This is a genomic window from Streptomyces sp. PTL18 (genome assembly GCF_059510295.1).
Genome location: NZ_JCAJZO010000038.1, coordinates 23,307 through 45,820 on the forward strand (window position 1 = coordinate 23,307; position 22,514 = coordinate 45,820).

Genomic DNA, 22,514 nt, shown 5'->3' on the forward strand with positions numbered 1-22,514 from the left:
GCGGCGTCAACTTGCCGCCCGGATCGTACGGAGCGCGGGACAGCCGGCATAGGACGTTCGAATGCGGCGAAGGGATTCGCAGGGACGGGCACAGGGTTCACGGAGTCCTCCGGATGGACGCACGAGGGGTACTGGTGCTCTAACAACGGCCCCCGGACGGGTCTGTCACGGGCAGATCTGGGGCAGATAGTGGACGGATGTTCTATTGGATTGCAGGGGTCAAGCGGGCCTTGTCGTGGGTCGCGCCTGTGTCGCTCGAACAGTTGGGATCACCCTTTCGAGGTGTTGCGGGGGGTCCCGTCGGGCGCGGTGCGGGCATGGCAACCAGGAGCAGCGGCGGCGGTGGCGTCCGCTGCTCTCGACCTGGAGTGGGTCAGGTTCCGGTCTGCTCCAGCGCCGCGTTCCATGCGGTGAGGGCGTCGGGGCCGGAACGCAGGAGCGGGGCGACAGGATTGGTCAGGTACTCGTGCTCGACGAGGTAGAGGCCGGCGGTGCCGGCGTAGCCGGGAAACAGTTCGTTGAGGCGGGTCATCACGGTCTCCGGCGGGGCGTCGTCAGCGTCGAGGAGGCTGCGCGCAAGGATCTTGCGGTTCCACACGTCGATGCCGAAGACGGCAGGGTCGCGGGAAGCGTGGGAGGCAATTACCGCGGCGGTGTAGGGGCCCACTCCTTTGATTTCCTGGACGGCCTCCATCAGGTTTCCGGCGGCCTTGAGGTCCTCGGTGCTGTGGTCGCGGAAGTAGGCCGCGTAATGCGGAAGGCTTTTGGCGCGAAAGCCCAGCCGGTCCCGTTCCTTCAGCGTCTCCGGCGAGACGTGGGCGATCTCGTCTGGGGTGAACCAGGCCCGCAGCGTGATCCCGTCGAAGTGGACGAGACGGCCGTAGTGGACCAGCAGGTTGCGGGTCATCTGGGCGGTGCGGCCGATGGTGACGTTCTGCAGCAGCAGGGCGATCACGGCGATCTCGAAGTGGTCCTCCGGGCACGACTGCCGCATCCCGCCCAGGGCTGCGAGTGCCTCGCGCATTGCGGGCACGCGAGACGCGAGTTCCGCGAACGCCGCCTGGTCTTCGTCCAACCCGTATGAAGAGATGAGCCGACGCGTCAGCTCCTCGCGGTAGGCGGGCTTGAAGTCACCGTCGGTGTAGATGTCGGCGATCACGGTGCGGTCCTCGGCATGCAGCCGGACTCCGACCACGAGGTCGCTGACTCGGAAGGTACGCCAGCTGCAGGACTCGGTGTGTGCTTCGAGGCCGGTGGCGTAGTGGGACGGCTTCCAGAAGGTGTGCAGGGCGTTGAATGGACCGTCGCCGGTGACGGGCAGTTCGAAGGTGTCGGTGTGGTCGAGGGTGCGGGGGTTCACGTCATGCTCCTGGGTGGCGGCCGTGGGTCGCAGGGGGCCGCCGAACAGCTCGTGTTCGGCGTCGGAGACCTGCGGATCGGCCATCGTGACCGGGCCGAAGAATCTCTTCACCGGGCGCCTCCCGCAGGCCAGTTGATGGCCCGGTAGGACGGGTCGTGGGTGAGCATGTGGAAGATGGTGGCGGTGTAGGGGTGACAGTCCGGCGACGGTCGTTCCATCGGCACCCAGAAGAGCCCTTCGTGCTTGTGTGGCTCGGCGTTGTACGGCTCACCCGTCCAGGACTGCGCCACGAACACGGCGGTGATCCGGTCCAGGCCATTGTCGGAGTCGTGGTGGTGGATGAGCCCGCAGAACTCCTGCTGCTCAGCAGTGATAAGGACCCCCACCTCCTCCATGGCCTCGCGTCGCGCAGCATGGTCGAGTGGTTCGCCGACTTCCAGGTGGCCGCCCACGACAGTGAGCTGTCCCGGTGCGAGGGCGGCGTCCAGTGCGCGGCGTACGCACAGGGCGGTGCCGTTCGTACGGAGCAGGACCTGTGCCACGTCGGCGATCAGCTGGTGAGGCGAGTCGCTCACGGGCGGCCCTCCTGTACCAGGCGTTCTACGGGTGTGCCGATCATTGGTCACGAGGGCACCGCCGTGCCGAAAGCTATAGGTGAGGACGGAGGACGGGAGAGGTGTGGGCTGCGTCATGCCAGGTACCTCGTATCCGGTCGTGACCCGTCGGCGAGCAGAGATGCGCGACCGGAGGTGAGGCGAAGGCTGGCGCCCGAGGAGGTAACGGCATTTTCGAACGCAGGATGAACGAGTCCAGGACGGCGTACGGGATGCATGGGGACTCCTCGGGGCGAGATGCGGACAGGTGATCGGGTAACGGCGGTCCTGCTGTAGCCGTAACGGGTGGAGGGGGGCGAAATCTAGAACGCGATTTCGAATACCGGGCTCTCTCCTTGTGCGGTCGGGTGGGGCGGGCTGTGATGCAGTGTTCGATCACTCATGTGGGTTGCGGTACCTCCTGCGGGGGATTGCCGGGGGGCGCTTGGTCAGTCATCGCGTGGCGAGGTCCGGGCGGAGGGCGATGGCGTCGCGAAGGAAGCTGCGCTTGGAGTAGAAGGTGTGCTCGGCGGCCCAACCGTGACTGGCGAGGTACTCGCAGAGCCAGCTGTCGATCCGCTTCATCTCGATGAGGATCTCGTCCTGGTCGTGGTCGAGGATGCTGCGTGAGCGGAGGTACTCCAGCTCGCACTGGGAGAGCACCACGTCGGGGGCCGCCAGGAGGGCGCAGCGGTCGAGGAAGATGCCGTAGACGTGTCCGGTGCGCAGCGACTCGCACTGGATGTCGTAGCGGACGCGCTGGAAGGGCGGCATGGCCCGGACCTGGAGGTTCAGGTCTTCGCGCAGGAACGTCTCGAAGCGGTCGGGGGTGATGTCGAGGCCAGGGGTGAGTTCCTCGCGGCGAGCGAAGGCGTCCTCGGTGAACCACTTTCGCTTGAGCACGTGCCCGGCGGTGACGGTGGGGATGAAGGAGGCGTAGCCGATCTCGGGCTCGGGGCCGGTGACGTCGAACAGATGGTTCTCGGTGTGGTGGATCTGGAACTCTTCCCGGTACTCCGGACGGCAGCCTTCCAGCTTGCCGTCGCGCAGGGCCTTGAGCAGTTCCATGGACGCGGACCAGATGTCCGGTGCCGGGTCGAGGGTGTACTTGATCTCCAGCTCGGTGCCGGAGAAGTGCTTGCGGAAGTACCGCAGATGGTTGTTGAGCGCCGTGCTCGACTCTGCGTGCGCCGTCAGCACGGGGTCGAACCAGCGCAGTTCCTCGACCGGGCCGTGGCCTACTGGGTCCCGGGTGGTGCGGACGAAGCAGGCGTCCTCGGGGTGGAAGCGGATCTGCGCGTACGCGTGGTAGCCGCCGCCGGGGTGTTCGGCCAGGTAGCACAGCGGCACCAGGCCGGGGGCGGCCTCGCTGCCGACCAGGCCGCGCAGGGCGGGGCCGGCGATGGCGTCGGGGAACAGTTCGCCGCCGTCGATCCTGGCCGCCCCGAGCCGGGTGCCGCCGGGGTGCAGCGCTTCGGCCGGGCAGGGCCCCAGCGCGTTCCAGCGGACGACCACGGTGGTGGCCGGTCGGCATACCTCCTGCGGTGGCACCCGTACGAGCACGATCGGATCGTCTGGTCGCCGTGGCGCGGTGCGGTTGAGGAGGTGGACGCCGCCGAGGACGACCCAGGCTCCCCGGTCCGAGGGCTGCTTATTGGGCACGCTGGTCTCCTTCGTGTGAAGCGGGTGCCACGGGTGATCGCCCTGCAGCCCGAAGGGGCCACCGGGTCGGCCGGACATCCCCGGATGGCTGCCTGCTCGTCGCTGCGACGTCCGGCCGGTTTGTCGGCCTAGGGTGGGGCGGGTGAGTCATGGTGAAGTCGGTCAGGTGATTTTGGACGAGGCTGTTGCGGATGCCCGCCTCGCCGCATGGGAGTTCGACGGTGCACGGGCCTGGCTGGAGGAAGCCCGCCGGCATCCCATGGAGCCGTTGGCGGCCGAGGTGTGGGTCACCGACCCTGCTTTCGAGCACGTCCTGCTGGTCAAGCACCGCGTGCGCGGATGGGTGCCGCCAGGCGGCAAGGTGGAGCCGGGCGAGGCGCCGCGTGCGGCGGCGGCACGAGAGCTGCTGGAGGAGACCGGCCTGCGCTGCGAGCTGCTGCCCGAGCCCGCAGCCGTGGCGGTGCGTTCCTACCGGGCCGACTGGACTCCGACGCTGGGCCTGTCCTACGCGGCGATCGTCGGACGCGACGTTCCGCTCGCCGGGGAGCAGAACCAGCCGGCGGCATGGTTCCGTCTGGACACAGGCTGGGACAGCGTCTTCCCCGAGGACCGCGAGCGGATCCGTGCGCACGCTCGCCGTCTGGCAGCGGGCCGGGCGGTCGGCTCCCGCTGAGGCAGGCCCCTGGCCGCCGTTCACAGGATGGCCTCGATCCGCTCGAGGTCGGCCGAGGGCAGGGTGACGAGCTCAAGGTCGTGCAGGAAGCGGCACCACACCGGCTCCAGGCCGGGTTCGCGCTGGAACTCCTCACGGTCCAGGCATCCGTTGGCGTGCGCGGCGGTCCGCAGCGCGTGCTGCTGCAGCTGGGCCGGGTGGATCCACTGAGGGGTGCGGACCTCCCGGGGCGAGGGGCACAGCGATCCGGAAACCTCGGCCTGGAAGATCCACCAGTGGTGGCCGACCGGACCGCTGGGCGTGCGGTGGCAGTGGTTGGGCCGCCACTGGTCCAGCAGCAGGTGCAGGTGGGTGACGGTAAGACCGACCTCTTCGGTGACTTCGTCGCGGGCGGCCTGCTCGGGGCCGCCATGCTCGTCGACGTGGCCGGCGACCGGGGCGATTCCGGCCGGAGGAATCGCCCGCTCGAAGACCAGCAGGCCGCTCGGGGAGGAGATCAGTACCCCGACGCTTGCGTGGTCACAGAGGGGGGCCCCGCCGTCGGGAGCCGGGGCGGCCGGGGTCATGCGGTGGCCTCCGGCCGTTGGGCGACGACGACGAGCCAGCTGGTCACGGCCGGGGCGTCGGGGGTTGTCATGGCGTAGGCGGTGTCGAGGATCTGCATCCGCTGGGCGTGGGTGAAGTCGCCCTCGGGCCGCGCGAAGATGGGGATGGACAGCCACGCCTTCTTCTCGGCCATGGTGCTGTGCTGGGCGGTGACCTCTGTGCCGACGACCGTCAGTCCGGCTGAAGTCAGCTGCTCGGTGACGGTTTTCAGCGGCAGCTTCGGCGGCCTGTCCGCGTCGCGCGGCGGTGGGGTGTATCCGTGGGTCTCAGCGGCGACTTGGCGGATGAGGGCGTTCAGGGTAGGTCCGGTGCGGGTGGACAGTTCGTCGGGGTGCCGGACGCCGGCGAAGCCACCGCCGATGTTGAAGACGAAGCGCCCGCCTGGGCGCAGGATGTGGGCGACGGCCGCGAACACTGCGGCGGTGTCGGTCTTCCAGATCGCGGAGTTGCACACCACGGCGTCGGCGCTGCTGGCGTGCAGGTGGTCGGCGAGCCGTTCGGCCGGGGAGGTGATCCAGGTCAGGCGGGCGTCGGTCAGGGTGCGGCGACCGACACGCTGCATTGCGGCGGCGTTGTCGACGGAGACGACCCGAGCGCGGGCCGGGATCAGGTCGAGGATCGCGCGGGCGGTCGCGCCGGCGCCGCCGCACAGGTCGACCACCAGGCTGGCGTTGGCCAGATGGCCTCGGCGGGCAAGGTCGCGGCTGGTCGCGTCGTACATGGGGTGGGCGCGGGTGAAGGCGTCGTACGCCTCGGCGTTGCTGTCCTCGTCCCAGCCGAGGATGGCGTCCTGGGGTGCCATGTTGCTGTGGCCTCGCTTCTCAGAGCGGCCCGGCAGTGCAGGCCGGGTGTTCGGGCAGGGTCAAAAGAGCGCGGACTGTACGGCGGCGGGCGGTGAGGAGAACTGTGCGCCGAGGACGATGCGCCGGCCCTTGAGGGTGCCGAGGTCGAGCAGGTAGGGCAGTTGTTCACCGTCGCCGTCGAGGGTGGCGAGGACCTGGGAGCCGAGGCAGGAGAGCACCGTCAGCCCGTGCTCACCGAAGCGTGGGTCGTGCGGGTACAAGGCGCGCCCGGTCTTCGGCGTCCGCAGCAGTTCGCCTTCGCCGGGCGGCGTCCACGGCTCCGGTGTGGCCGGGACGTTCAGGCCGCTCAGGGCCGCGGTGGCGCGGTCGAGGTGCTGATGGTGGGCGGCACCGGCCGGGGCGAGGTCGCGCAGCTCGGCCAGGGCCGTCAGCTTGGCCGCGGCTCGCACGGTCTGCGTCAGGCCGAGGTGGCGCGTGAGGGCATCCTCCAGGAACCGCACGGCGCGGCCGTCAGCACTTCGGGCGAGGTAGGTAGCGATCAGGGCACCCTGTTCGTCGAGGCGGGAGCGCTTACGGGGTTCGGCCGCGGTGCCGATCTTGGTGGTGCCGTCGGCGAACGTCGCCAGGTACAGCCAGTGCGGCTGGGCCATGTACGCCGCCAGGGCGTCGGGAACATGCCCGCCGGAGTGGAACCGGTGGGCGAAGCGGAAGTCGTCCCGCCCGGCGCAGGCCGGGCACTGTCCGCCGGCCTCGGCCGGGGCCCGGTCAGGGCAGGCGACCGCCTCGACGCGGACGCGGTCGGCGAACCGGTACCGGCCGGTGCACCACCGGCCGGTACCGCTCACCTGGTAACTCAGGCGCCTGCCCATGACCGGGGCGTAGACGAGTGGTCCGCCGGTCACGGGGGCGAGCAGAAGACGGGGGTCTGCGCTCGCCCAGGTGATGCCGTGACAGACGTATGTCCCGCTGGCGGGCAGGGCCTTGTCCATGGTGCGTTCCTTGTCGATCGGGGAGGGAGGGCCGGTTTAGACGGTCAGGCGCAGACGGTCGGCCAGGGCAGCGGCGGCGGCCTTGAAGACCTGGTCGCGGTCCAACTGGGCGACGTCCAGCGTCAGCCAGGCGCCGCGCTCCGCCTGTTCGCGCATCTGGTCCAGGACGGTGTCCTGGTAGCGGATGAAGTCCTCGTCACCGCCGCCAGCGTGGCCGGCCTCCAGGGAAGTGAACGAGCCTTTGCGGACGAGAGCCTCGCGGGCACCGATGTTCAGGAAGAACACCAGGTCCGGCTTTGTGAGATGCGCGAAGACCTGCTCGCACAGGCGGGGGGAGACCTCGGGGTTGACCGCGTACCGAGCGAGGATCTTGTGGTGCGCGTTGTCGAGGATCACGTGGGTTCCCGCGGCGAGGGCCGGCTGGATGACGAGCCGGTCCTGCAGGGTGTACCAGGAGGCCAGGGCAAGCAGCCAGTAGTGGTCGCCGCATGCCTGGGCGACGCCGGCGTCGCGCCGGTAGACCAGCTCGTTGAGGCGGTCGAGGTAGGCGGACAGCTCCGGGTCCCGGCGGACGTCGGTGCTGTGCTTGCCGATGAGGACTGCCGTGTGGCCGGCGTCGTTGAGGGCCTGGTGCAGGCGGGCGGCGAGGGTGGACTTGCCGGCCCCGTCACCACCGACGAAGGTGATCAGCTTCCCGGCTGCGGTGGTGGTCGGCGCGTTCGCCGTCATCGGGATTCTCCCAGGGGGTGGGTCGGGCTGGCGGTCAGGCGGCCGGTGATGATGGTGCGGATGCGGTCCACCAGGACGGCGCGCTGGCGCAGGACGTCGCTGTGACGCTCATTGGACAGGTCGGCGGGATAGTGCGTGGCGAGGTTGTTGGAAATGACGTGGAGGTAACCGAATCTGATCCCCGCCTGGCGCGCCGCCGCCCCCATGGGGCCGATCTCCGGGTCGACGAAGGCGTACGAGGCGGTGTGCTGGGCCAGCCAGTCGCGGTTCTCCAGCAGGATCGACGGGGAGGACACGTGCAGGCCGCTGCGCACCCCATCGTGGGCGGCGGCGTAGTCGCCGAAGAAGTCGTCCCAGCTCACCATCGCCCCGCGTACCAGGCTGGTGTTGCCGGTCGCCAGCCAGGCGTTCGGTTCGACGCCGGGGGTCAGCGAGCCGACCTTGCCGACGTAGACGACGTCGCCTGCACCGAGTTCGGCAAGGCGCGTGACGACGCGTCCGGCCACGTCTCCCCAGATGCTGTGGAGGAACCCGAGGTAGACCACGCGACGGCCGGCGACGTCGAGGCGCTGCCAGGCGTAGCCGGGTCCGCGGGTCCACACTCCGTTCTCGGGAGCGAGGTACTGAAGGCCCCAGCCGACGATCACCAGGTCGCCGTCCAGTTCCAGGTCGAGCGCGTCGAGCGCCGTTCGGCACTCCTCCTGCTCGGGCGGCTGATAGGTGACGGTGCCGACGGGGCGGCCGGTCATGGCCAGATACGTGGCGATGATCAGGGCGTAGTGCTGGACGTAGTCGGCTCCGGGGAACGCCTTGACGACGAGGTCACGGCCGTGGATCTCTGCGGTGGGCCGTTCGATGTTGAACAGCTTCCCGGTCTTCTCGTACCGGGAGACCACCGCCGTGCGGTCGTAGCCGCCGATGACGCGGATGCTGTCCCAGTCCTGGTCCTGGATGAGGTGGTGGACCTTGATCTCCAGGTAGCGCAGCAGCCTCGCGTGGGTCATGGTGTGCCCGGCCGGCTCGATCGGGGCGGCGCGCAGGAGTCCGGGGGTCCGGTCGGCGAGTAAGGGCGTCATCGGTGCTCCTCGGCAATCGTCACGGTGCTGCCGGCCGCCGCGCGAACGACGGAGATGTTCTTCCGGATGAGGTCGAACCGGTCTTCGGGGATCGGGCCGAGCTTCTCGATGCGGGGCGTGGAGGGCTTCTCGTACGGCCCTTCGGGCAGCAGGGCGACGCCCATCGCGCCGAGGATGACCGGGGCTGCGCCGTCCACGGAGGAGATCCACTCGTGCTCGCGCTGCTCGATCAGCTCCAGGTGCCCGGTCCGGCCCAGACCGAGCAGCCGGTAGATGAGCAGATCGTCGACCAGGCCGCGATCCTGCAGGTAGGCGGTCGCCAACCAGCGGGTGCGGCACAGTTGCTCGTCGGGATCCGGTCGACGCGAGGCCGGCAGGGCGATGGCCCCGGCCCAGCCGCTGGTCACGAAGGCGTCGTAGGTGCGCAGCCACTCGTCGTCGTCCGCGGCGTGCAGGACCGCGCACAGCCGGAATGCGTCGCCGGACAGCTTCCCGATCTCTCGCGCGGCCTTCTCGCTCGCCTTCAAGGTCGCGGCCCCGTCCCGCATGACGTCCGGCAGGATGATCTCCCTCGCGGACACCGCCAGCGCGGCTTCGACGAGGCTTTCCGCCGGCAGGGCGTAGCCGAGGTCGAAGAGCCCGTTGTCGACGATGATCTCGGCGCCGCGCTCGGCCTCGCGAGCGAAGAAGGCCCGGTAGCTCTCGTCGGACAGCACGTGCTGGGCGGCCACGTGGTGGACGCGGGCCGGCTCCTGGGCGACGAAGTTCTTCAGGTAGGCAGGCGGAGCGATGACGGAGAAGTCGATGGCCGCCGTGGTGATCACGACGCCCCCCACAGGCCGGTGGTGAGGGTGAGGAACTGCTGGGAAAGGACGGGGTCGGTGCCGAAGCGCCCGCCCGAGTGCACCGTGGTGGTGCGAGCCTCCTCCATCCGTACGCCCCGCATGCTCATGCACAGGTGCACGCCGCGCACGGCGACGGCGATGTCCTCGTGTCCGATCACGCCGTTGAGGTATTCGGCGACCTGGCGGGTGAAGCGTTCCTGGACCTGCAGTCGGCCGGCGAAGTGCTGGGCGATCCGCCCGAACTTCGACAGGCCCACCACCTCGCCACCCGGCACGTATCCAGCCGTGACCTGCAAGTTCATGGGCAGCATGTGGTGCTCGCAGAGCGACCACACGCTCATGCCGCCCACGATGACCAGCTGACCACCCAGCTGGGACTCGGTGAAGCAGGTGGCCGTTTCGGCGCCGTCCGGGGACAGGAAGGCTCTCCACCAGGCCGCGACGCGGTCCGGGGTGCCGGTCAGCCCCTCGCGGGCGGGGTTCTCGCCCAGCTCGACCAAGAGCTGGTGGATCAGGCCGGCGACCCGGCCGGTGTCGATGACCGTAGCGGGCCCGGCGACGGCAGCCGTCGGCGCCGCCGCAGGGCTGGCGATAGAGGTCGTCATGGGCGTCTCTCGTTTCCGGGGACTGGGGAACGGATGGGGCGTGGAGTCGCGTGCGGTCAGCGGCCTCGGGCGTCCGCGAAGGCCAACACGTGAAGGCGGGTGGTGAAGTGCCAGTGCCGGGCCGCGACCCCGTCCGCGAGGACCCGGGTAGTCGCGGTGATCACCTCGGGGGTGGTGCCCTCCGGCATCACCCACACCGGCGTGAGCCGGTGGGCGTCGGCCAGCTCGGCGACCCGGTCGAGGTCGTCCACCGTGGAAGCGACGAACTTGAACGCCGCCCGCCCGGAGGCCACAAACGCATCCAGCGCGGCTGGCACGATGCTCTTGGTCTCCTTCACGCCGAAGCTGGCAAGCTTGGGCGAGACGTTGAACCGGACCCCGTCGGCCACCAGCTCGGGAGTGGGCGCGATGGTGCCGTTCGTCTCGAACTCGATCCGCTTGCCAGCTGCTATCAGTCCCCGGACGAGAGGCACCAGTCGCGCCTGCTGGATCAACGGCTCGCCGCCGGTGATCACGACCAGCTCGACCGGTGAAGACGTGGCCCAGGCCACCAGGCCCGCGACGGATTGCCTCGTCGACTCCTCGTGCGGGTCGAAACGAGACCAGTCCCAGGTGTACTTCGTGTCGCATCTCGTGCAAGTGAGGTTGCACCGGGACAGGCGGATGAACAGGGCCGGGTGTCCGCAGCTTGGGCCCTCGCCCTGAAACGTCGGCACCTCGGTACCGAAGCACTCCGCGACGATCAGGGATTCGCCTTCGGCAGCTTCCGGTTCGAGGTTGAGCGGCTTGGTTGTGGTCATTGGCCCACCACATCGAAGCGGGCCCAGCTGCTTGCGGTCTCGCGGACTAGGACGGCGACAAGGCGGCCGGGGATCTCCGACTGGAGGTTCTGAACGAACCAGCCGGCCAGGAACTGGGCCAGGCGCTCCGAGGTGGGCTCGAAGGGCAGGATCTCGTGCAGGTTGTGGTGGTCGAGCTCGGTGTCCAGGAACGACTTGAACGGGGCGAGCGCACCGAAGTCCGTGACAAAGCCGGGATCCTCCAGCGCGGATGCAGCGAGGATGACCTCAACCTCGTAGCTGTGCCCGTGCTGGCGGGAGCACTTGTGCTCATGCGGCAGCCGGGGAAGCCGATGGCCAGCCTCGAAGCCGAACTTCTTACCGATGGTGAAATTGCCGGGCGGTAGTGGAACAGCAGTGAAGCCCATTCGATTTCTCCGAGAGGTGAGGGTGTGGCTGATTCGGGCGGGGTGGGGCAGCCGCCTCTTCAGGCGGCTACGGGCTGTGCCCCCAGGTGGTTCTTCGCGGCCTTGTCCAGCACCTTGGTGAAGTGCTCGTCGCGCTCGTCGCCCTCGGCCTCCTGAGCGCGGAGGCCCCCAAAACGGGCCCAGTACCGCCGGCAGACGTCCCTCTCCATCAGCTTCGAGGCGTAGAACGGCAGACGCCCGTCCCGGACGAAGCCGAGGCGGTCGCGCAGGCTGAGCATGCAGATGAGCTGGTTGGCCTTCAGCAGGTGCATGTACTCCTCGACATCCAGGTCCTCGGGCGTCCAGAGCTTGGCGAGGTCACGGTTGGCGGACATCTGCGTCAGCCAGTCGAGTTGGTTGCGCGCGACGGTCGCCTCATTTCGTTCGGCCTGGTGCCGCGCGTCCTGCCTCAGCCGGGCGGCTCCGACCACGACGGTGGCGAGGGAAACTGCGGCGCCGGCAGCGAGGACGGCGGTGGTGAGCTTCATGCTTTAACGGTCCTTTCACGCAAAGTGATCTGGGGCGAGGGCGGGTCTGTGGAAGCCTGCGGGGCTCGCTGCGTCATGCGACCCCCGCTAGCACGACGGCCGGTGAGCCGCCGTCAATGCGATCCAGGGCGTACCGGCGGCGCACAGTGTCCAAAGCGACGGCGATCGGCGGCAGTCCGACGGCGGCCCTTCGCTGGTCCAGCAACTGCGGCACACGCAGTGGGCACAGCTCCACCCCTGCTGCGCTGAGGACGAGTTGCGTCCCGAACTCTTGGGGTCGCCCGCTGTTGACCAGGGCGCGGTCGTGAAGGTGGGCCCAGTGCCGGATGCGCGCATCGCCGTCCTGGACCGCACGTTTCAAAAGGGTGGTGGCCGCCCGCTGGAAGTCGGGTTCGTCGTCGGCGTGAAGAGCGATGCTCCAGGCGGCACGTGCTGCGTCGGGGCCCACGAGACGGTGGCCGGGCCAGTCATGTTCGGCCAGGATGCGGCGCAGCACTTTGGTGTCGGCGTGCTCAGCGTGACGGTCCTGGCCGAGGTCGACGGCGTCGAGCTGGTTGCGTACGCGTCTGGCCCGGCGTGCTGCCGACTGTGCGGCGCGGGCGATGAGTTCGCGGGCGAGGTCCGGCCGCAGCGGTTCCGCGGTCCTCACGCGATACTCCGCTGGTCGGCGGCGGACTGCGGCTCGTGAACCTGGCAGCCGATGAGCGCGCTCAGCCCAGGCCGAAGCTCGGCGGTGAGTTCGAGACGCGCGACTCGGTCATGGTGCTGTCCGGTGCCCGATCCGCGGACGTCCCAGCCCATGTCGGTGAGCCGACGAAGGAATGTGGCGATCGGATCGACGTCGAGAGGATGGCGGGCCATGGCCTCTGCCCGCACAAGCGGTACCTCGAGCCGGGCGGCGAAGTCGGAGGCCCACAGAGTGATCAGCCGGACGGTGTCATCGGAGTGACCGGGCAGGGTGTGGACGCAGTCCAGGAAGAGGCACGGGCCTTCGCCCCATCCGAGGTCGGGCCCGCGTTGAGGGATCACGCAGGCCAGAAGCAGCCCGTCCTCGAACAGTCCAGCCGGCTTCACCTGCGGGGCACGGAACAGGGCCGGGATATCGGACCGGGCGGGTGTAGGCACGCCGCGCATGGCGAGCCAGCGCTGACGGTCCTGGACGAGGGCCGCGGCCTCGTCCCGTTCGGCGTCGGTGCGCAACGACCGCATCTCGTACACGGCCGGTAACCCTGTCGCGCACTGGCTTCGAGGCGCGGGGGAGGACTCGATGGCCGCAGAAGCGGGTGAGGCATTCACTGGCTAGCTCCGCTCTCCATCGTGGTGGCCCGCCTGGCGCCCAGCAGGCCCCACGCGTGGGCCCAGACGACAAGTTGGGTGGTGTTGGCCGCCCCGGTCTTGTCGAGCAGTTCGTCATGTGCGGCTCGCACGTCGGCGGGCGCGATCTTGGCTATGGCAGCAATGTCGCTGGGATTGCTGTGCTCAGCGACCGCCCGCAGCAACAGTTGCTGCTCTGGACTGAGTTCCGGCATTGGCCTGTCCGTTGTGGGCGGAGCGACCTGCCGGGCGTTGCACAGGAAGTGCACGATCACCGGGGGCTTGCAGCGGGGCGGGCAGTGGAGGCTCTCCCGGATGTCGCGTACGTACTGGCGGACGGTCACGGCCGACAGCCCGGTCCTCGCGGCGATCTCTTGAGGGCCGAGGCCGTCCACGAGGTGCTGGGCGACGCGCTGCTGGGTCGGGGTCAGGGGGGTGATCGGTGCGCTGGTCGTCATGCGCGGGGTCACGGGTGTCTCTTTCGCGGCTGGGTTGAGGGATATCGGGTGGGGTGTCGCCGGACCCCGCGGGGACCGGGGGCCGGCGACACGGGCCCGTGCGCGGCGGTCTGGATTCACGGGGCGCCGCACACGGGGGCTCATGCGGCTGTCGGGTCGGGGCGGGCCCACGCCGCTTCGGCGGCGAGACGTTCTGACCACTGGATGTGGGCCTCGTCGAAGGCGGCGTCGGCGAGGCGTATGCGCTGGACTTCTCCGGTTCCGGCCGGTGGGTAGGTGAACTGGATGTCGCGCCACAGGCGCTGGAGGATGTAGTCGCCGTTGAGGGCGTGGGCGCCGTGCAGCTCCATGGCGTCCTGGGTTGACTGCATCGCCCACTGGTGGCCGAGGTACTTAGCGTTGATCAGGTCGGTGTCGCAGGGCAGGCCCTGGTCGAGGAGGTGCACGGACTGATAGGCCAGGATTCGCCCGGCGCGCAGGCGGGCCTCCATGTCACCGATGCGGTCCCGCAGAACCGGCAGATCGGAGAGGGCGCCCCGGTAGCGGGAGCGCGCCTTGAGGTAAGCGGTCGAGGCGGCCACGACTGCCTCGTGTATTCCCAGGCTGACTGCGGCCAGGTTGGGACGGCCGTACAGGATGCTGCTGCTCTGCGCTACGCCCAGCCCCTGACCGATCTCTCCGACCACGTTTTCCTCGGGGACGCGGACGTGATCGAGGTCGAGGCGGCCGGCGGAGAAGCCGTGCAGGCCGAGGCCGGGACGGTGGTCGGCGACTGAGAGCCCTCGGCGCTTGGATTCGACCATGAACGCGGTCAGCGCCTGGGAGGTGCTCACGCCTGCCTTGGCGGTCCGGGCGACCACGAGGTGGGCTCCCGCGAGGTGGCTATTCCCGATGTGGATCTTGCTGCCGGTGATCACCCATTCGTTGCCGACGTGCTCGGCGATGGTCTCGATGCCGCCGATGTGTCCGCCGGCTCGCGGTTCGGTCACGGCGATCGACAAGAGCAGTGAACCGTCCGCTACGCGGGGCAGCCAGCGGCCCTTCTGCTCATAGGTGGCGAAGTGCAGCAGGGCGCCGACGGGGATCAGCGTGGCCTGGAGGATGGCCGCCGCAGCCGCCGAGACGCGGGCAATGCGGTGGACGAGGATTGTCTTGGCCACGTGTCCGGCGTCCAGCCCGCCGAAGGAGGACGGGACGGTGACGGCGAACCAGCGTCGTGCGGCCATCAGGTCGGCGACCTTGCGCTCCACCCTGCCGGGGGCGGCCTCCATGCGTGCGGCGCGCGGCGCGATGTGCTCGGCCGCGAAGGCGTCCGCCTCGTCCCACAGCAGTTCGTGGCGGGCGTTGAGATAGGGGCGCAGCGCCGGCGGCGGCGTGGTGGGTGTGGCGGGCATGGTCCTCTCCCTCTCCCTGGATGAAGGTCGCACGGTGGAGCGGCCGGGGATCGCCTGCGGCTCCCGGGTGGGGGGTCGTGCAACGGACTAGCGGACGGGCGCGCGGGCGATGTGGTCCATCACCCGGACGCCGGCGTTGATGACGATGTCTCTCAGCCGTCGGGCCTCGCTCAGGGGCCGCTTCTCGGGGTCGATGACGCACACCGTGCCCAGCACGGTGCCGCTGTCGTGGATGAGCGGGGCACCGAAGTAGGAGCGGATCCCGACCGCGTCGACCACGGGGTTGCCGCTGAAGCGCGGGCTGGCGTGCACGTCATGCAGCGGAAGGGCCTTCTTGCGGGCCATGACCTCCGGGCACCAGCCGTGGTCGCGGCTCATGGTGCGGCCGACGATGACGTACCCGCTGTCCGCGGGCGGCTGGTGCAACCCGACGAAGGTCTGCTCCTCCAGGAAGAGGTTGACGAAGCCGTACAGGAACCCGGCTTGTGTGGCCATGTCGCGGGCCAGTTCGTCGAAGTCCTCGCTGGCAGCGGTGGGCACGCCTAGGCGATCCAGCAGCTCGTATCGCTGCGCCAGCTCGCTCGCCTGCTGGGCCTGCGGGACGGGGACGGCGGCGCCGGCGGGGAGGGATGGCCCATGGGTGACCTCCCGCATGGTGCGTCGCGGCAGCGACTGCGTGAGGGGGGCGGTCTGCCGCGCGCGGTAGGAGTCGTTGGGCTGATACGACATCAGGCGTCCTGAAAGGTGGTAGTGGATGCGGGGCGAGCGAGGCTTGCCGATGCGCTCTTCAAGGCGTGGCCAACGAGGGTCAGCAGGACGCCAGCGACGTGGTTCGGATCGCGGGCGTCGCAGGTGACCACCGGCACAGAGGCGGGCAGTTCGAGGGCGGTGCGGACCTCATCGGGGTGGTAGCGATGTGCTCCGTCGAACTGGTTCACCGCGACGACGAAGGGCAGGCCGATGTCCTCGAAGAAACCGACGGGGGTGAAGCTGCTTTCCAGGCGGCGGGTGTCGACCAGGACGACCGCGCCGACGGCTCCGCGACAGAGGTCGTACCAGAGGTCGACGAACCGGTCCTGGCCGGGCGTGCCGAACAGGAACAATTCCAGGGGCACGGGCGCGTCGGGCAGGTTGAGGCGACCGAAGTCGAAGGCGACCGTGGTGGTCTGCTTGGCCTCGACGCCCGCCAGGCTGTCCACGTCCGCGCTCGCCTCGGTCAGGTACTCCTCCGTGCTCAGCGGCGTGATCTCACTGACGGCACCCACGGCGGTGGTCTTGCCCGCGCCGAAACCGCCAGCGATCACGACCTTCAGCACGGTCGGTGCACCGGTACGCGGGCGCGACGACGGCCGCAGCACCACGGCCGGGTCACCCGGCCTGGGGGTAGGCGATGGCATCGGGCCACTTCCTCTTCAGGCCCGCAGATAGGGCCGCCAGCAGTTGTGTAGAGGGACGTGCATGCGCGTCGGACGCGGCATAGGCGGTGACGGGGACGACCAGGGCGTCGGCGTCCAGGAGGTCGGAGATAAGGATCTTGACGGCGGTTACGGGACGGCCGAGTCGGCCCGCCAGCTCGGTCACCGAACGCCGGTGCTCCCGGCACAGGGCGAGGATCTCTGCGCATTCTTCGGCCTGGCCCGGGCCGGGCCGCCCGGGTCCGGCGTCCAGCACCGTGTCCAGGCCGAGCAGATGCCGTGGCCGGGTGCGACCGCGCGTCAGGGTGTAGGTCCGCACGAACGTCGAATCCTCGGCCGCGCTCCCGTGTGCGGTCACCGGACCTCATCACCCGTGCCGACCCGGACGGGGATCTGCATGTAGGGGGCGAACTTCTGCACCAGGCGCCCCATCTCGAACCCGACGGTGCCGGCATCGGCGTCCATGGTCGCGATCACCGCGAGGACCGTGTCCACCACTCCCCGTTCGTTGCCGGGATGGCCCTCGAAGGCCGCGCTGCGACCGGAACTCTGGACGAAGATCAGACAGTCGTCTCGCTCGATGACGACCTGCCTCGCCGGCCTCTTCTTGTGGGTGGGACCGGTGATGTTCGCCGCGAGTGAGGCCACTCCGCTGATGGCGGCCGACAGTTCGTCCGCCCAGTCCTTGTCGACGTCGCTGTCCAGCAGCCGCAGTCCGTCCCGCGAGAGCAGGACGGCGTGCGTGACGCCCGTCGTGTCGGAGGCGAACTGCCGCAGCAGCCACGCCATGTTGTCCCGCTGTCCGCTTGCCGTTGTCTCCGTTGCGGGTGCGTCGCCGGTCACGTTGTTCATCGCGGGGTGGGTACTCATAGGGATCGCTCCAGAAAGGGGGGAAGGGCCAGCGGATGTAACGGCCACCGGGAACGTGGAGGGACGAGGTTCAGGGCCTTGGGTGCTCTGTCGAAGCGGTGGGAGAACCGGCTTGCCCGCCGGCCTGGATGCCGGTGCGGAAGGCGGCTGCGAGCCCTGGCGTCGCCTCGGTCACGGGGGCTTGCTCCCGCTCGTGTGGCGGACGGAACGTGCCGGCCTGGCGTCTACGCGTGGGAAGCGCGGGTGGATCAGCAGGGTGACCTGCCTGTGCGGCTTCCGGCGCCCCTGAGGCACCGGGGCGTGGGACCTGCCCCGGCCTCGGGGTGGCTGGAGTCGCGGCAACCTGCTGCGGTTGCGGCGCCAAGGGGCGGGCGTCCTGGGGCAGCGCGCTCGCATCGTCGACGGAGGGAATCGCTACTAGGAGCCGTGCCGGGATGACCACCAGGGCGGTGGTGCCTCCCGTCACGTTCTCCTGCAGGAGAACGGACAGCCCGTGCGACTGGGCGATCTTCGCTGCGACCAGCAAGCCGAGCTGCCCCGCTCGCACCTGGCCGCTGACGTCGACCTCGTCGGGGGCCTGGAGCAGGTGGTTCATCTGCGCCCGCGTCTGAGGATGCATGGGGATGGCCCGGTCCTCGACCTCGACCGCCAGCCCGTTCGCCACCCGCTGCGCACGCACCATCACCTTCGTAGCCGGATCGGAACACTCACAGGCGTTCTCGATCAGCTCAGCCAGTAGGTGCGTCAGGTCCGGACCCACATGGCCGGGGAGGCCCAGCTCCGCGCCCACGGATCCGGCCGCAACCGCCACCCGCGGGTACTGCACGACCTCGGAGACGGCGCCGCGCAGCACGCTCTTGACGGGAACGGGCCGACGCACGCTGCGCAGGGACTGCCCGCCCAGCACCGCCGTGCTCTCGACCTGGCGACGCATCCGTGTCACGAGGTGATCGATCTCGAAGATCTTGGCGAGCAACTCCGGGTCGTCGGTCAGCATCTCCAGCTGGCTCAGTGCCTCAAGCGCCTTGCCGACCAGCGCGTGCTCGCGCATGGCCAGGCGACGCAGCACTTCCAGGAGGACGACGGACTGGGACTCGTCGTGCACCCGTATCAGCGACGCGATGGCCTGCACCTGGAGGGCACTCAACGCCTTGTTGATCTCGGCGTTCGGACTGGCCGATGGTGGCACCAGCAGGTCCGGCAGCGGCGGTCGTCCCCCGCGGCACAGCTCGTCTGCCGACCACTGCACCGACTTTTCGACGGCCGCCGCTGCTCCTGCGACCGCTGCCAATGCCGCTGCCTGGGCATGCTCCGCAGCCGTCTGCACGGCCCCTGCAGCCGTTCGCGCTCTGCGAGCCGCCAGCGTGGCGACCCCCGCCAGTCCGCAGACCAGGCCGGCGAGGAGCCAGCCGGGGCCCACCGCGGACACCGACCAGAGGATGAAGGCGGCACCCAGCAGTGCGGCAAGGAGCACTAGGGGCAGTGCGACGGCGCGGTGGACATGGTGCAGCGTGAACGCGTCGATCTGAGGCCGCCGTCGGCGGTGGCCGGTGGCGGCCGGCCCTGCCGCAAAGGCGCTGTCAGGCATGGGAATCCTCGTCAGGGTGGGGGTGGCTAGGCGTGCTGCGGCGTCAGGTCTGCGCAGGTCTGGTGTGTGCTGCGTGGGGTCGAGCTCCCGTGGAGCGATGCAGCCGCTTACTCGATCACCACGAAGAGCCAGCCACGCCATGGGACCGAGAATCAGCGCGATCAGAACTGCCCCGGCGGCGGTCATGTCCGGGGCACCGACGCGGCCAGAACCACGCAGGCGAGGGCGAGAGCGAAGACCGCGCCGCGCAGCACGTTGATCGGCGGCTTCCACCAGCGCCGTCTCTGGACCGGCTTCGCAGGGGGCACGTCGTGGGCCTGCACGGCAGCGATGAGGTCTTGGGTTGCCTCGGCCAGCCTGACCAGATGGACCCTGCTGGGCATGTAGCCCTCGGGGATGCCCGCCGAGGCGAGTTGCTGCGCGCGGCGCAGTACGGGTGCTTCCGGGGGCACAACCAGCCCGAGCTGGCTGACGTGACCGCGAAGGCGGCACGCGAGTTCCTCCACGTCGGCGGCGCTCTCCGGCAGCGGCGACTCCTCGTCCAGCACGAGCGCCACCGTCTCCGCTGCGGCCATCGACCGATCGCGGTCAGGGCCTGGTTCGGCACCGACAGCGCCCTGTCCGCCCGGGCCAACGCGCTGGCTGGCGTCCCGGCGGAAAGTCAGCCGACGACGCATGAGACAACTCCTGTTCGCATGAGGCCAACTCGGCTTGGCCGTGGTCGGTGAGACGCCTGGTGTCGGGCGCAACCGTGTCCTCCCCGGCGGGTGGCACACGGGAGCGCGGCATGCGGCGTCGTGACATCGCGCAGCGCTGATCACCTCGCCGATCACTCGACGTGATTGCGCGGTGACTAGAGAACACCTCGCGGTGAAGCCTGGGGAATGACTTTCAGATGACGTTGACTCGTCAGTAACCCTGTTTGGGGTGCCGCCGGAGCAAAGGGGCCTGACATGCTGGGCGCCATGGTGACTCTCGATGGAACGCCCGTATCCGTAGACGACCTGCTTCCCTTGGCGCTCACAAACGTCGGCCACTTCACGTCCATGCGCGTCGACTCCGACGGCACCATCCGCGGCCTGACGCTGCACATGGAACGCCTCGCACGGGACTGCAAGATCGTGTGGCATGCGGCTTTGGACACCGACCGCGTGCGCGAGTACGTCCGCCAGGCCCTGGAGGCACAGCCCCATCCGTGCGTCGTCCGTGTCACGATCTACGACCCGAAGGTCGAGCTGGGCCACCCGGCCGACGCCAACGAACCGCACGTTCTCGTGTCCGTGCGCGGAGCCGGCGCCCTGCCGCCGGCTCCGCTGCGCGCCCAGAGCCTGGTCTACGAGCGTGACCTCCCCGAGGTGAAGCACGTCGGCCTCTTCGGCGCATTGCACATCAGGGGCGCGGCCCAGCGAGCGGGCTTCGACGACGCCTTGTTCGTCGGCCGCGACGGCTTCGTCTCCGAGGGCGGTACTTGGAACGTGGCCTTCATCGACCAGGAAGGCACCGTGGTGTGGCCCGACGCCCCCGTACTGCCCGGCGTCACCATGACCCTGCTCCAGCAGCAAGTCGAACACCGCACCGCCACCGTTACGTTGGAACAGGCGAAGGGCATGGCTGCGGCCTTTGCCACGAACACCTCGATCGGCGTCCGCCCCTTGGCCGCGATCGACGACACCCAGCTCCCCGTCGAACACCCCGTCTTGACGCGGCTCCAGGAGGCGTACCTGTCGATCCCCGGCGAGACGCTGTAAAGCAGCACCATGGCGGGGGTGACTAGGTGGACCGGCCGTGAAGCCGAGCTGCTGCGCAAGGCCATGCGGAAAACACAGAAGGAGTTCGCTGAACTGGTGGGAGTCAACCCCCGTCAGATCCCTCGCTGGAAGAGCCGGGCGGAGACCATCGAACTCGAGCTCGACAACCAGGCAGCCCTGGATACTCTCCTGGCCCAAGCCGAGCCCGACGTCCAGCAGCGGTTCGCCACGCTCCTGACCGAACGTGCCGCTGCTGAGCATGATGAACGCGCCGAGGAACTGCTGCGAAAGGACCCGAGCACCCGCCGGCACTCGAGCGACGGGAAGGTCATGATCCTCGTCGAAGAGGGCATCTACCTCTCCGGCCCCGACAACCGCGCGGTGTGGCTGGAGCCGTTCTTCATCGACGTCTACCCGACGACCAACGAGGACTACGCGAAGTTCGTGCAGGCCACCAATCACCGGCCACCCCAGCACTGGCCTGACGGCCGCTGCCCCGCCGCCCTGGCCACCCACCCCGTGGTGTGGGTGACGTGGCACGACGCGACCGCCTACGCCCGCTGGGCAAGCAAAGCTCTGCCGACCGCTCGGCAGTGGGAGAAGGCGGCTCGCGGACCGCGCGGGCGCATCTACCCCTGGGGCAACGAACCGACCGCCGCGAAGGCGAACACGGCCGAGGCCGGCATCGACGCGACGACCCCCGTCTCCCGTTACCAATCCGGCGTCAGCCCATTCGGCATCTTCGACATGTGCGGCAACGTCTGGGAGTGGTGCTCCACCGAAGAGGAGCCCGGCAACGGGCGGTACTACCTGAAAGGCTCGGCGTTCACGTCCCCGATCGAACGGGCTGCGCCGTCCTTGATGAACACTGCCGCTGCCTCGATGAAGGACAACGACACTGGATTCCGCTGTGCTATGCCAGCGTGATTCGGGAGCCGTGAGCGACCAGTCGATCCTGCATCGGTTGCCGTGAGAGACGGCTCCGGCCATCAGGGCGCTGCCCGCATCAGGCGATGACGGGGCGCACCTCGTACTGCGGTTGCTTGTCATCAGCTTGCCGCCAATCTCAGCTCACACCATGTGATGGCGTCGGCGTCCTCGACCCGGCCAGGCCCCTCGTCCCTCTTGGGTGAGCGACTGCACGAGCACCAGGCAGCGGCCGTTCTCGTCGGCGTCACGAAGGGCTTCCTGCCGGGCGCGGCCATGACAGATGTCCAGCGCAGTCCGGTCGTGCCCGCGACGGCATCGTCCGCATTCAGAGCGAGCTGCCGCCTGACCGGCAACGCCTCGGTCGCCACTTCACCGAACTGGACCACCGGGCGCGGAACATGCTGCGGGACATAGGCTGACCGCGACACGGGCTCAGGGCCCCGTACGGCAGCTCGTGGATCCGCGTCTCCAAGGGGGAGGACCCAGTACCGGTGACGACGTACGAGGTCGAATCGATCGCAACGGTCGTTGGCGGCCACACCTGCGTTCAGGATGACTACCAGGGTGGGGTCGAGTCGGTCATCCGACTCAACGACGCATACCCCCTGGAAACCCTCCAGGGCATCGATGAGTTCTCCCACCTGACGGTGACGTGGCGCTTCCATCTGGCGCGACCCGAAGACGTCCAGCTCCACGCGCGCAGCCCCCGCGGGAATCCGGACTGGCCGCCGACCGGTACCTTCGTCCACCGCAACCATCGGCGTCCCAATCAACTGGCGATCAGCTACCCGCGGCTGCTCAAGGTCGAGGGGCGGGACCTGTTGGTCACCGATCTCGACGCTGTAGACGGAACGCCCGTGATCGACTTGGCACCGTACTTCGAACAGATGGGGCCTCGTGGCCCGATCCGTCAGCCCGCCTGGCCCGGCGAGATGCTCGAACCGAATTACTGGGCGAAGGCAAGCGAACGGCCCTCGGAGCGCCCTGTATGACAGAAGCGACTGAGCTGCCCGGCTTGCCATTTGCATCGTCGGGAACCAACTGGAGGTCTGGCTCAAGCTGCAGCCCTCGCGTCTCGGAACTCACACCACGTCTCCTCACCGCTGCTCTCCCATACATCTG

General features: G+C 69.2%; 27 protein-coding genes. 4 read left to right on the top strand and 23 right to left on the bottom strand.

Annotation, left to right across the window (positions count from 1 at the left end; all coding sequences use genetic code 11):
* Window positions 1–373: 373 nt before the first annotated feature.
* The 3 genes from AC5WS8_RS36100 to AC5WS8_RS36110 form a co-directional block, all read right to left on the bottom strand.
* Window positions 374–1,471 carry a DNA-3-methyladenine glycosylase family protein gene (locus tag AC5WS8_RS36100; protein ID WP_496107719.1) on the bottom strand — a complete coding sequence of 366 codons (1,098 nt, stop codon included), beginning with the start codon at window positions 1,469–1,471 and terminating at the stop codon, window positions 374–376.
* Window positions 1,468–1,935 carry an NUDIX domain-containing protein gene (locus AC5WS8_RS36105; protein WP_496107720.1) on the bottom strand — a complete coding sequence of 156 codons (468 nt, stop codon included), beginning with the start codon at window positions 1,933–1,935 and terminating at the stop codon, window positions 1,468–1,470. The genes AC5WS8_RS36100 and AC5WS8_RS36105 overlap by 4 nt, the downstream gene beginning before the upstream one ends.
* A gap of 471 nt (window positions 1,936–2,406) precedes the next feature.
* A complete protein-coding gene (locus AC5WS8_RS36110) occupies window positions 2,407–3,615 on the bottom strand; it encodes a hypothetical protein (RefSeq protein WP_496107721.1) in 1,209 nt (402 codons plus the stop codon).
* A gap of 142 nt (window positions 3,616–3,757) precedes the next feature.
* On the opposite strand from AC5WS8_RS36110, the gene AC5WS8_RS36115 reads away from it, so the two are divergent.
* Entirely contained in the window at window positions 3,758–4,288 is a 531-nt protein-coding gene (locus AC5WS8_RS36115; protein ID WP_259297237.1) for an NUDIX domain-containing protein, read from the top strand.
* A gap of 20 nt (window positions 4,289–4,308) precedes the next feature.
* Here AC5WS8_RS36115 and AC5WS8_RS36120 read toward each other — a convergent pair whose 3' ends face one another.
* The 20 genes from AC5WS8_RS36120 to AC5WS8_RS36215 all read right to left on the bottom strand — a co-directional run bounded on the left by AC5WS8_RS36120 (window position 4,309) and on the right by AC5WS8_RS36215 (window position 19,289).
* Window positions 4,309–4,854, bottom strand: a complete 546-nt coding sequence (locus AC5WS8_RS36120; protein ID WP_496107722.1) for an NUDIX domain-containing protein — start codon at window positions 4,852–4,854, stop codon at window positions 4,309–4,311.
* Window positions 4,851–5,696, bottom strand: coding sequence for a class I SAM-dependent methyltransferase (locus tag AC5WS8_RS36125; RefSeq protein ID WP_496107723.1), 846 nt, complete (start codon window positions 5,694–5,696; stop codon window positions 4,851–4,853). The genes AC5WS8_RS36120 and AC5WS8_RS36125 overlap by 4 nt, the downstream gene beginning before the upstream one ends.
* A 60-nt stretch (window positions 5,697–5,756) precedes the next feature.
* Window positions 5,757–6,686, bottom strand: coding sequence for a DUF2797 domain-containing protein (locus AC5WS8_RS36130; RefSeq protein ID WP_496107724.1), 930 nt, complete (start codon window positions 6,684–6,686; stop codon window positions 5,757–5,759).
* Between the two features lie 36 nt (window positions 6,687–6,722).
* Complete coding sequence (locus AC5WS8_RS36135) at window positions 6,723–7,415, bottom strand: dTMP kinase (protein ID WP_006143029.1); 693 nt, start codon at window positions 7,413–7,415, stop codon at window positions 6,723–6,725.
* A complete protein-coding gene (locus AC5WS8_RS36140) occupies window positions 7,412–8,491 on the bottom strand; it encodes a hypothetical protein (RefSeq protein WP_496107725.1) in 1,080 nt (359 codons plus the stop codon). The genes AC5WS8_RS36135 and AC5WS8_RS36140 overlap by 4 nt, the downstream gene beginning before the upstream one ends.
* Complete coding sequence (locus AC5WS8_RS36145) at window positions 8,488–9,315, bottom strand: hypothetical protein (RefSeq protein ID WP_496107726.1); 828 nt, start codon at window positions 9,313–9,315, stop codon at window positions 8,488–8,490. Before AC5WS8_RS36145 ends, AC5WS8_RS36140 begins: the two co-directional genes overlap by 4 nt.
* Entirely contained in the window at window positions 9,312–9,941 is a 630-nt protein-coding gene (gene folE, locus AC5WS8_RS36150) for a GTP cyclohydrolase I (protein ID WP_496107727.1), read from the bottom strand. Before folE ends, AC5WS8_RS36145 begins: the two co-directional genes overlap by 4 nt.
* Before the next feature lie 56 nt (window positions 9,942–9,997).
* The gene (locus AC5WS8_RS36155; protein ID WP_496107728.1) at window positions 9,998–10,741 is read right to left on the bottom strand and encodes a 7-carboxy-7-deazaguanine synthase QueE; all 744 of its coding nucleotides are present in this window, start codon (window positions 10,739–10,741) and stop codon (window positions 9,998–10,000) included.
* Window positions 10,738–11,148, bottom strand: a complete 411-nt coding sequence (locus AC5WS8_RS36160; RefSeq protein ID WP_496107729.1) for a 6-pyruvoyl trahydropterin synthase family protein — start codon at window positions 11,146–11,148, stop codon at window positions 10,738–10,740. Before AC5WS8_RS36160 ends, AC5WS8_RS36155 begins: the two co-directional genes overlap by 4 nt.
* Before the next feature lie 59 nt (window positions 11,149–11,207).
* Window positions 11,208–11,675 carry a DUF6082 family protein gene (locus tag AC5WS8_RS36165; protein WP_496107730.1) on the bottom strand — a complete coding sequence of 156 codons (468 nt, stop codon included), beginning with the start codon at window positions 11,673–11,675 and terminating at the stop codon, window positions 11,208–11,210.
* 73 nt (window positions 11,676–11,748) lie between these two features.
* Window positions 11,749–12,324: a DUF6624 domain-containing protein gene (locus AC5WS8_RS36170; RefSeq protein ID WP_397908930.1), complete on the bottom strand. Its 576-nt coding sequence runs from the start codon at window positions 12,322–12,324 to the stop codon at window positions 11,749–11,751.
* Window positions 12,321–12,893 (bottom strand): carbohydrate kinase family protein, encoded by a 573-nt coding sequence (locus tag AC5WS8_RS36175; protein WP_165684228.1) that lies wholly within the window; start codon window positions 12,891–12,893, stop codon window positions 12,321–12,323. The genes AC5WS8_RS36170 and AC5WS8_RS36175 overlap by 4 nt, the downstream gene beginning before the upstream one ends.
* 74 nt (window positions 12,894–12,967) lie before the next feature.
* A complete protein-coding gene (locus tag AC5WS8_RS36180; protein ID WP_313895710.1) occupies window positions 12,968–13,459 on the bottom strand; it encodes a LuxR C-terminal-related transcriptional regulator in 492 nt (163 codons plus the stop codon).
* A 128-nt stretch (window positions 13,460–13,587) separates the two neighbouring features.
* Window positions 13,588–14,841: an acyl-CoA dehydrogenase family protein gene (locus tag AC5WS8_RS36185; RefSeq protein WP_496107731.1), complete on the bottom strand. Its 1,254-nt coding sequence runs from the start codon at window positions 14,839–14,841 to the stop codon at window positions 13,588–13,590.
* Window positions 14,842–14,928: 87 nt separating this feature from the next.
* A complete protein-coding gene (locus AC5WS8_RS36190) occupies window positions 14,929–15,570 on the bottom strand; it encodes a GAF domain-containing protein (RefSeq protein ID WP_397908927.1) in 642 nt (213 codons plus the stop codon).
* On the bottom strand, window positions 15,570–16,202 hold the full coding sequence (locus AC5WS8_RS36195) for a GTP-binding protein (protein ID WP_496107732.1): 633 nt from the start codon (window positions 16,200–16,202) through the stop codon (window positions 15,570–15,572). Before AC5WS8_RS36195 ends, AC5WS8_RS36190 begins: the two co-directional genes overlap by 1 nt.
* Window positions 16,203–16,209: 7 nt before the next feature.
* Window positions 16,210–16,614, bottom strand: a complete 405-nt coding sequence (locus tag AC5WS8_RS36200; protein WP_355152121.1) for a DUF742 domain-containing protein — start codon at window positions 16,612–16,614, stop codon at window positions 16,210–16,212.
* Complete coding sequence (locus AC5WS8_RS36205; protein WP_061916021.1) at window positions 16,611–17,126, bottom strand: roadblock/LC7 domain-containing protein; 516 nt, start codon at window positions 17,124–17,126, stop codon at window positions 16,611–16,613. Before AC5WS8_RS36205 ends, AC5WS8_RS36200 begins: the two co-directional genes overlap by 4 nt.
* A 70-nt stretch (window positions 17,127–17,196) precedes the next feature.
* A complete protein-coding gene (locus AC5WS8_RS36210) occupies window positions 17,197–18,714 on the bottom strand; it encodes a sensor histidine kinase (protein WP_496107733.1) in 1,518 nt (505 codons plus the stop codon).
* A gap of 182 nt (window positions 18,715–18,896) precedes the next feature.
* Window positions 18,897–19,289, bottom strand: coding sequence for a DUF6415 family natural product biosynthesis protein (locus AC5WS8_RS36215; protein ID WP_040896748.1), 393 nt, complete (start codon window positions 19,287–19,289; stop codon window positions 18,897–18,899).
* A gap of 390 nt (window positions 19,290–19,679) precedes the next feature.
* On the opposite strand from AC5WS8_RS36215, the gene AC5WS8_RS36220 reads away from it, so the two are divergent.
* The 3 genes from AC5WS8_RS36220 (at window position 19,680) to AC5WS8_RS36230 (ending at window position 22,384) form a co-directional block, all read left to right on the top strand.
* On the top strand, window positions 19,680–20,462 hold the full coding sequence (locus AC5WS8_RS36220) for an aminotransferase class IV family protein (protein ID WP_040896747.1): 783 nt from the start codon (window positions 19,680–19,682) through the stop codon (window positions 20,460–20,462).
* Between the two features lie 9 nt (window positions 20,463–20,471).
* The gene (locus tag AC5WS8_RS36225; protein ID WP_496107734.1) at window positions 20,472–21,389 is read left to right on the top strand and encodes an SUMF1/EgtB/PvdO family nonheme iron enzyme; all 918 of its coding nucleotides are present in this window, start codon (window positions 20,472–20,474) and stop codon (window positions 21,387–21,389) included.
* Between the two features lie 494 nt (window positions 21,390–21,883).
* On the top strand, window positions 21,884–22,384 hold the full coding sequence (locus AC5WS8_RS36230; RefSeq protein ID WP_093593298.1) for an SAM-dependent methyltransferase: 501 nt from the start codon (window positions 21,884–21,886) through the stop codon (window positions 22,382–22,384).
* Window positions 22,385–22,514 lie beyond the last annotated feature (130 nt).

Bases quoted from the DNA above. Each gene is read 5' to 3' on its own strand.
- AC5WS8_RS36225 (WP_496107734.1), top strand. From the start codon at position 20,472: ATGGCGGGGGTGACTAGGTGGACCGGCCGTGAAGCCGAGCTGCTGCGC.
- AC5WS8_RS36120 (WP_496107722.1), bottom strand. From the start codon at position 4,854: ATGACCCCGGCCGCCCCGGCTCCCGACGGCGGGGCCCCCCTCTGTGAC.
- AC5WS8_RS36220 (WP_040896747.1), top strand. From the start codon at position 19,680: ATGGTGACTCTCGATGGAACGCCCGTATCCGTAGACGACCTGCTTCCC.
- folE (WP_496107727.1), bottom strand. From the start codon at position 9,941: ATGACGACCTCTATCGCCAGCCCTGCGGCGGCGCCGACGGCTGCCGTC.
- AC5WS8_RS36140 (WP_496107725.1), bottom strand. From the start codon at position 8,491: ATGACGCCCTTACTCGCCGACCGGACCCCCGGACTCCTGCGCGCCGCC.
- AC5WS8_RS36185 (WP_496107731.1), bottom strand. From the start codon at position 14,841: ATGCCCGCCACACCCACCACGCCGCCGCCGGCGCTGCGCCCCTATCTC.
- AC5WS8_RS36165 (WP_496107730.1), bottom strand. From the start codon at position 11,675: ATGAAGCTCACCACCGCCGTCCTCGCTGCCGGCGCCGCAGTTTCCCTC.
- AC5WS8_RS36130 (WP_496107724.1), bottom strand. From the start codon at position 6,686: ATGGACAAGGCCCTGCCCGCCAGCGGGACATACGTCTGTCACGGCATC.
- AC5WS8_RS36190 (WP_397908927.1), bottom strand. From the start codon at position 15,570: ATGTCGTATCAGCCCAACGACTCCTACCGCGCGCGGCAGACCGCCCCC.
- AC5WS8_RS36210 (WP_496107733.1), bottom strand. From the start codon at position 18,714: ATGCCTGACAGCGCCTTTGCGGCAGGGCCGGCCGCCACCGGCCACCGC.
- AC5WS8_RS36205 (WP_061916021.1), bottom strand. From the start codon at position 17,126: ATGAGTACCCACCCCGCGATGAACAACGTGACCGGCGACGCACCCGCA.
- AC5WS8_RS36160 (WP_496107729.1), bottom strand. From the start codon at position 11,148: ATGGGCTTCACTGCTGTTCCACTACCGCCCGGCAATTTCACCATCGGT.
- AC5WS8_RS36215 (WP_040896748.1), bottom strand. From the start codon at position 19,289: ATGGCCGCAGCGGAGACGGTGGCGCTCGTGCTGGACGAGGAGTCGCCG.
- AC5WS8_RS36135 (WP_006143029.1), bottom strand. From the start codon at position 7,415: ATGACGGCGAACGCGCCGACCACCACCGCAGCCGGGAAGCTGATCACC.
- AC5WS8_RS36155 (WP_496107728.1), bottom strand. From the start codon at position 10,741: ATGACCACAACCAAGCCGCTCAACCTCGAACCGGAAGCTGCCGAAGGC.
- AC5WS8_RS36125 (WP_496107723.1), bottom strand. From the start codon at position 5,696: ATGGCACCCCAGGACGCCATCCTCGGCTGGGACGAGGACAGCAACGCC.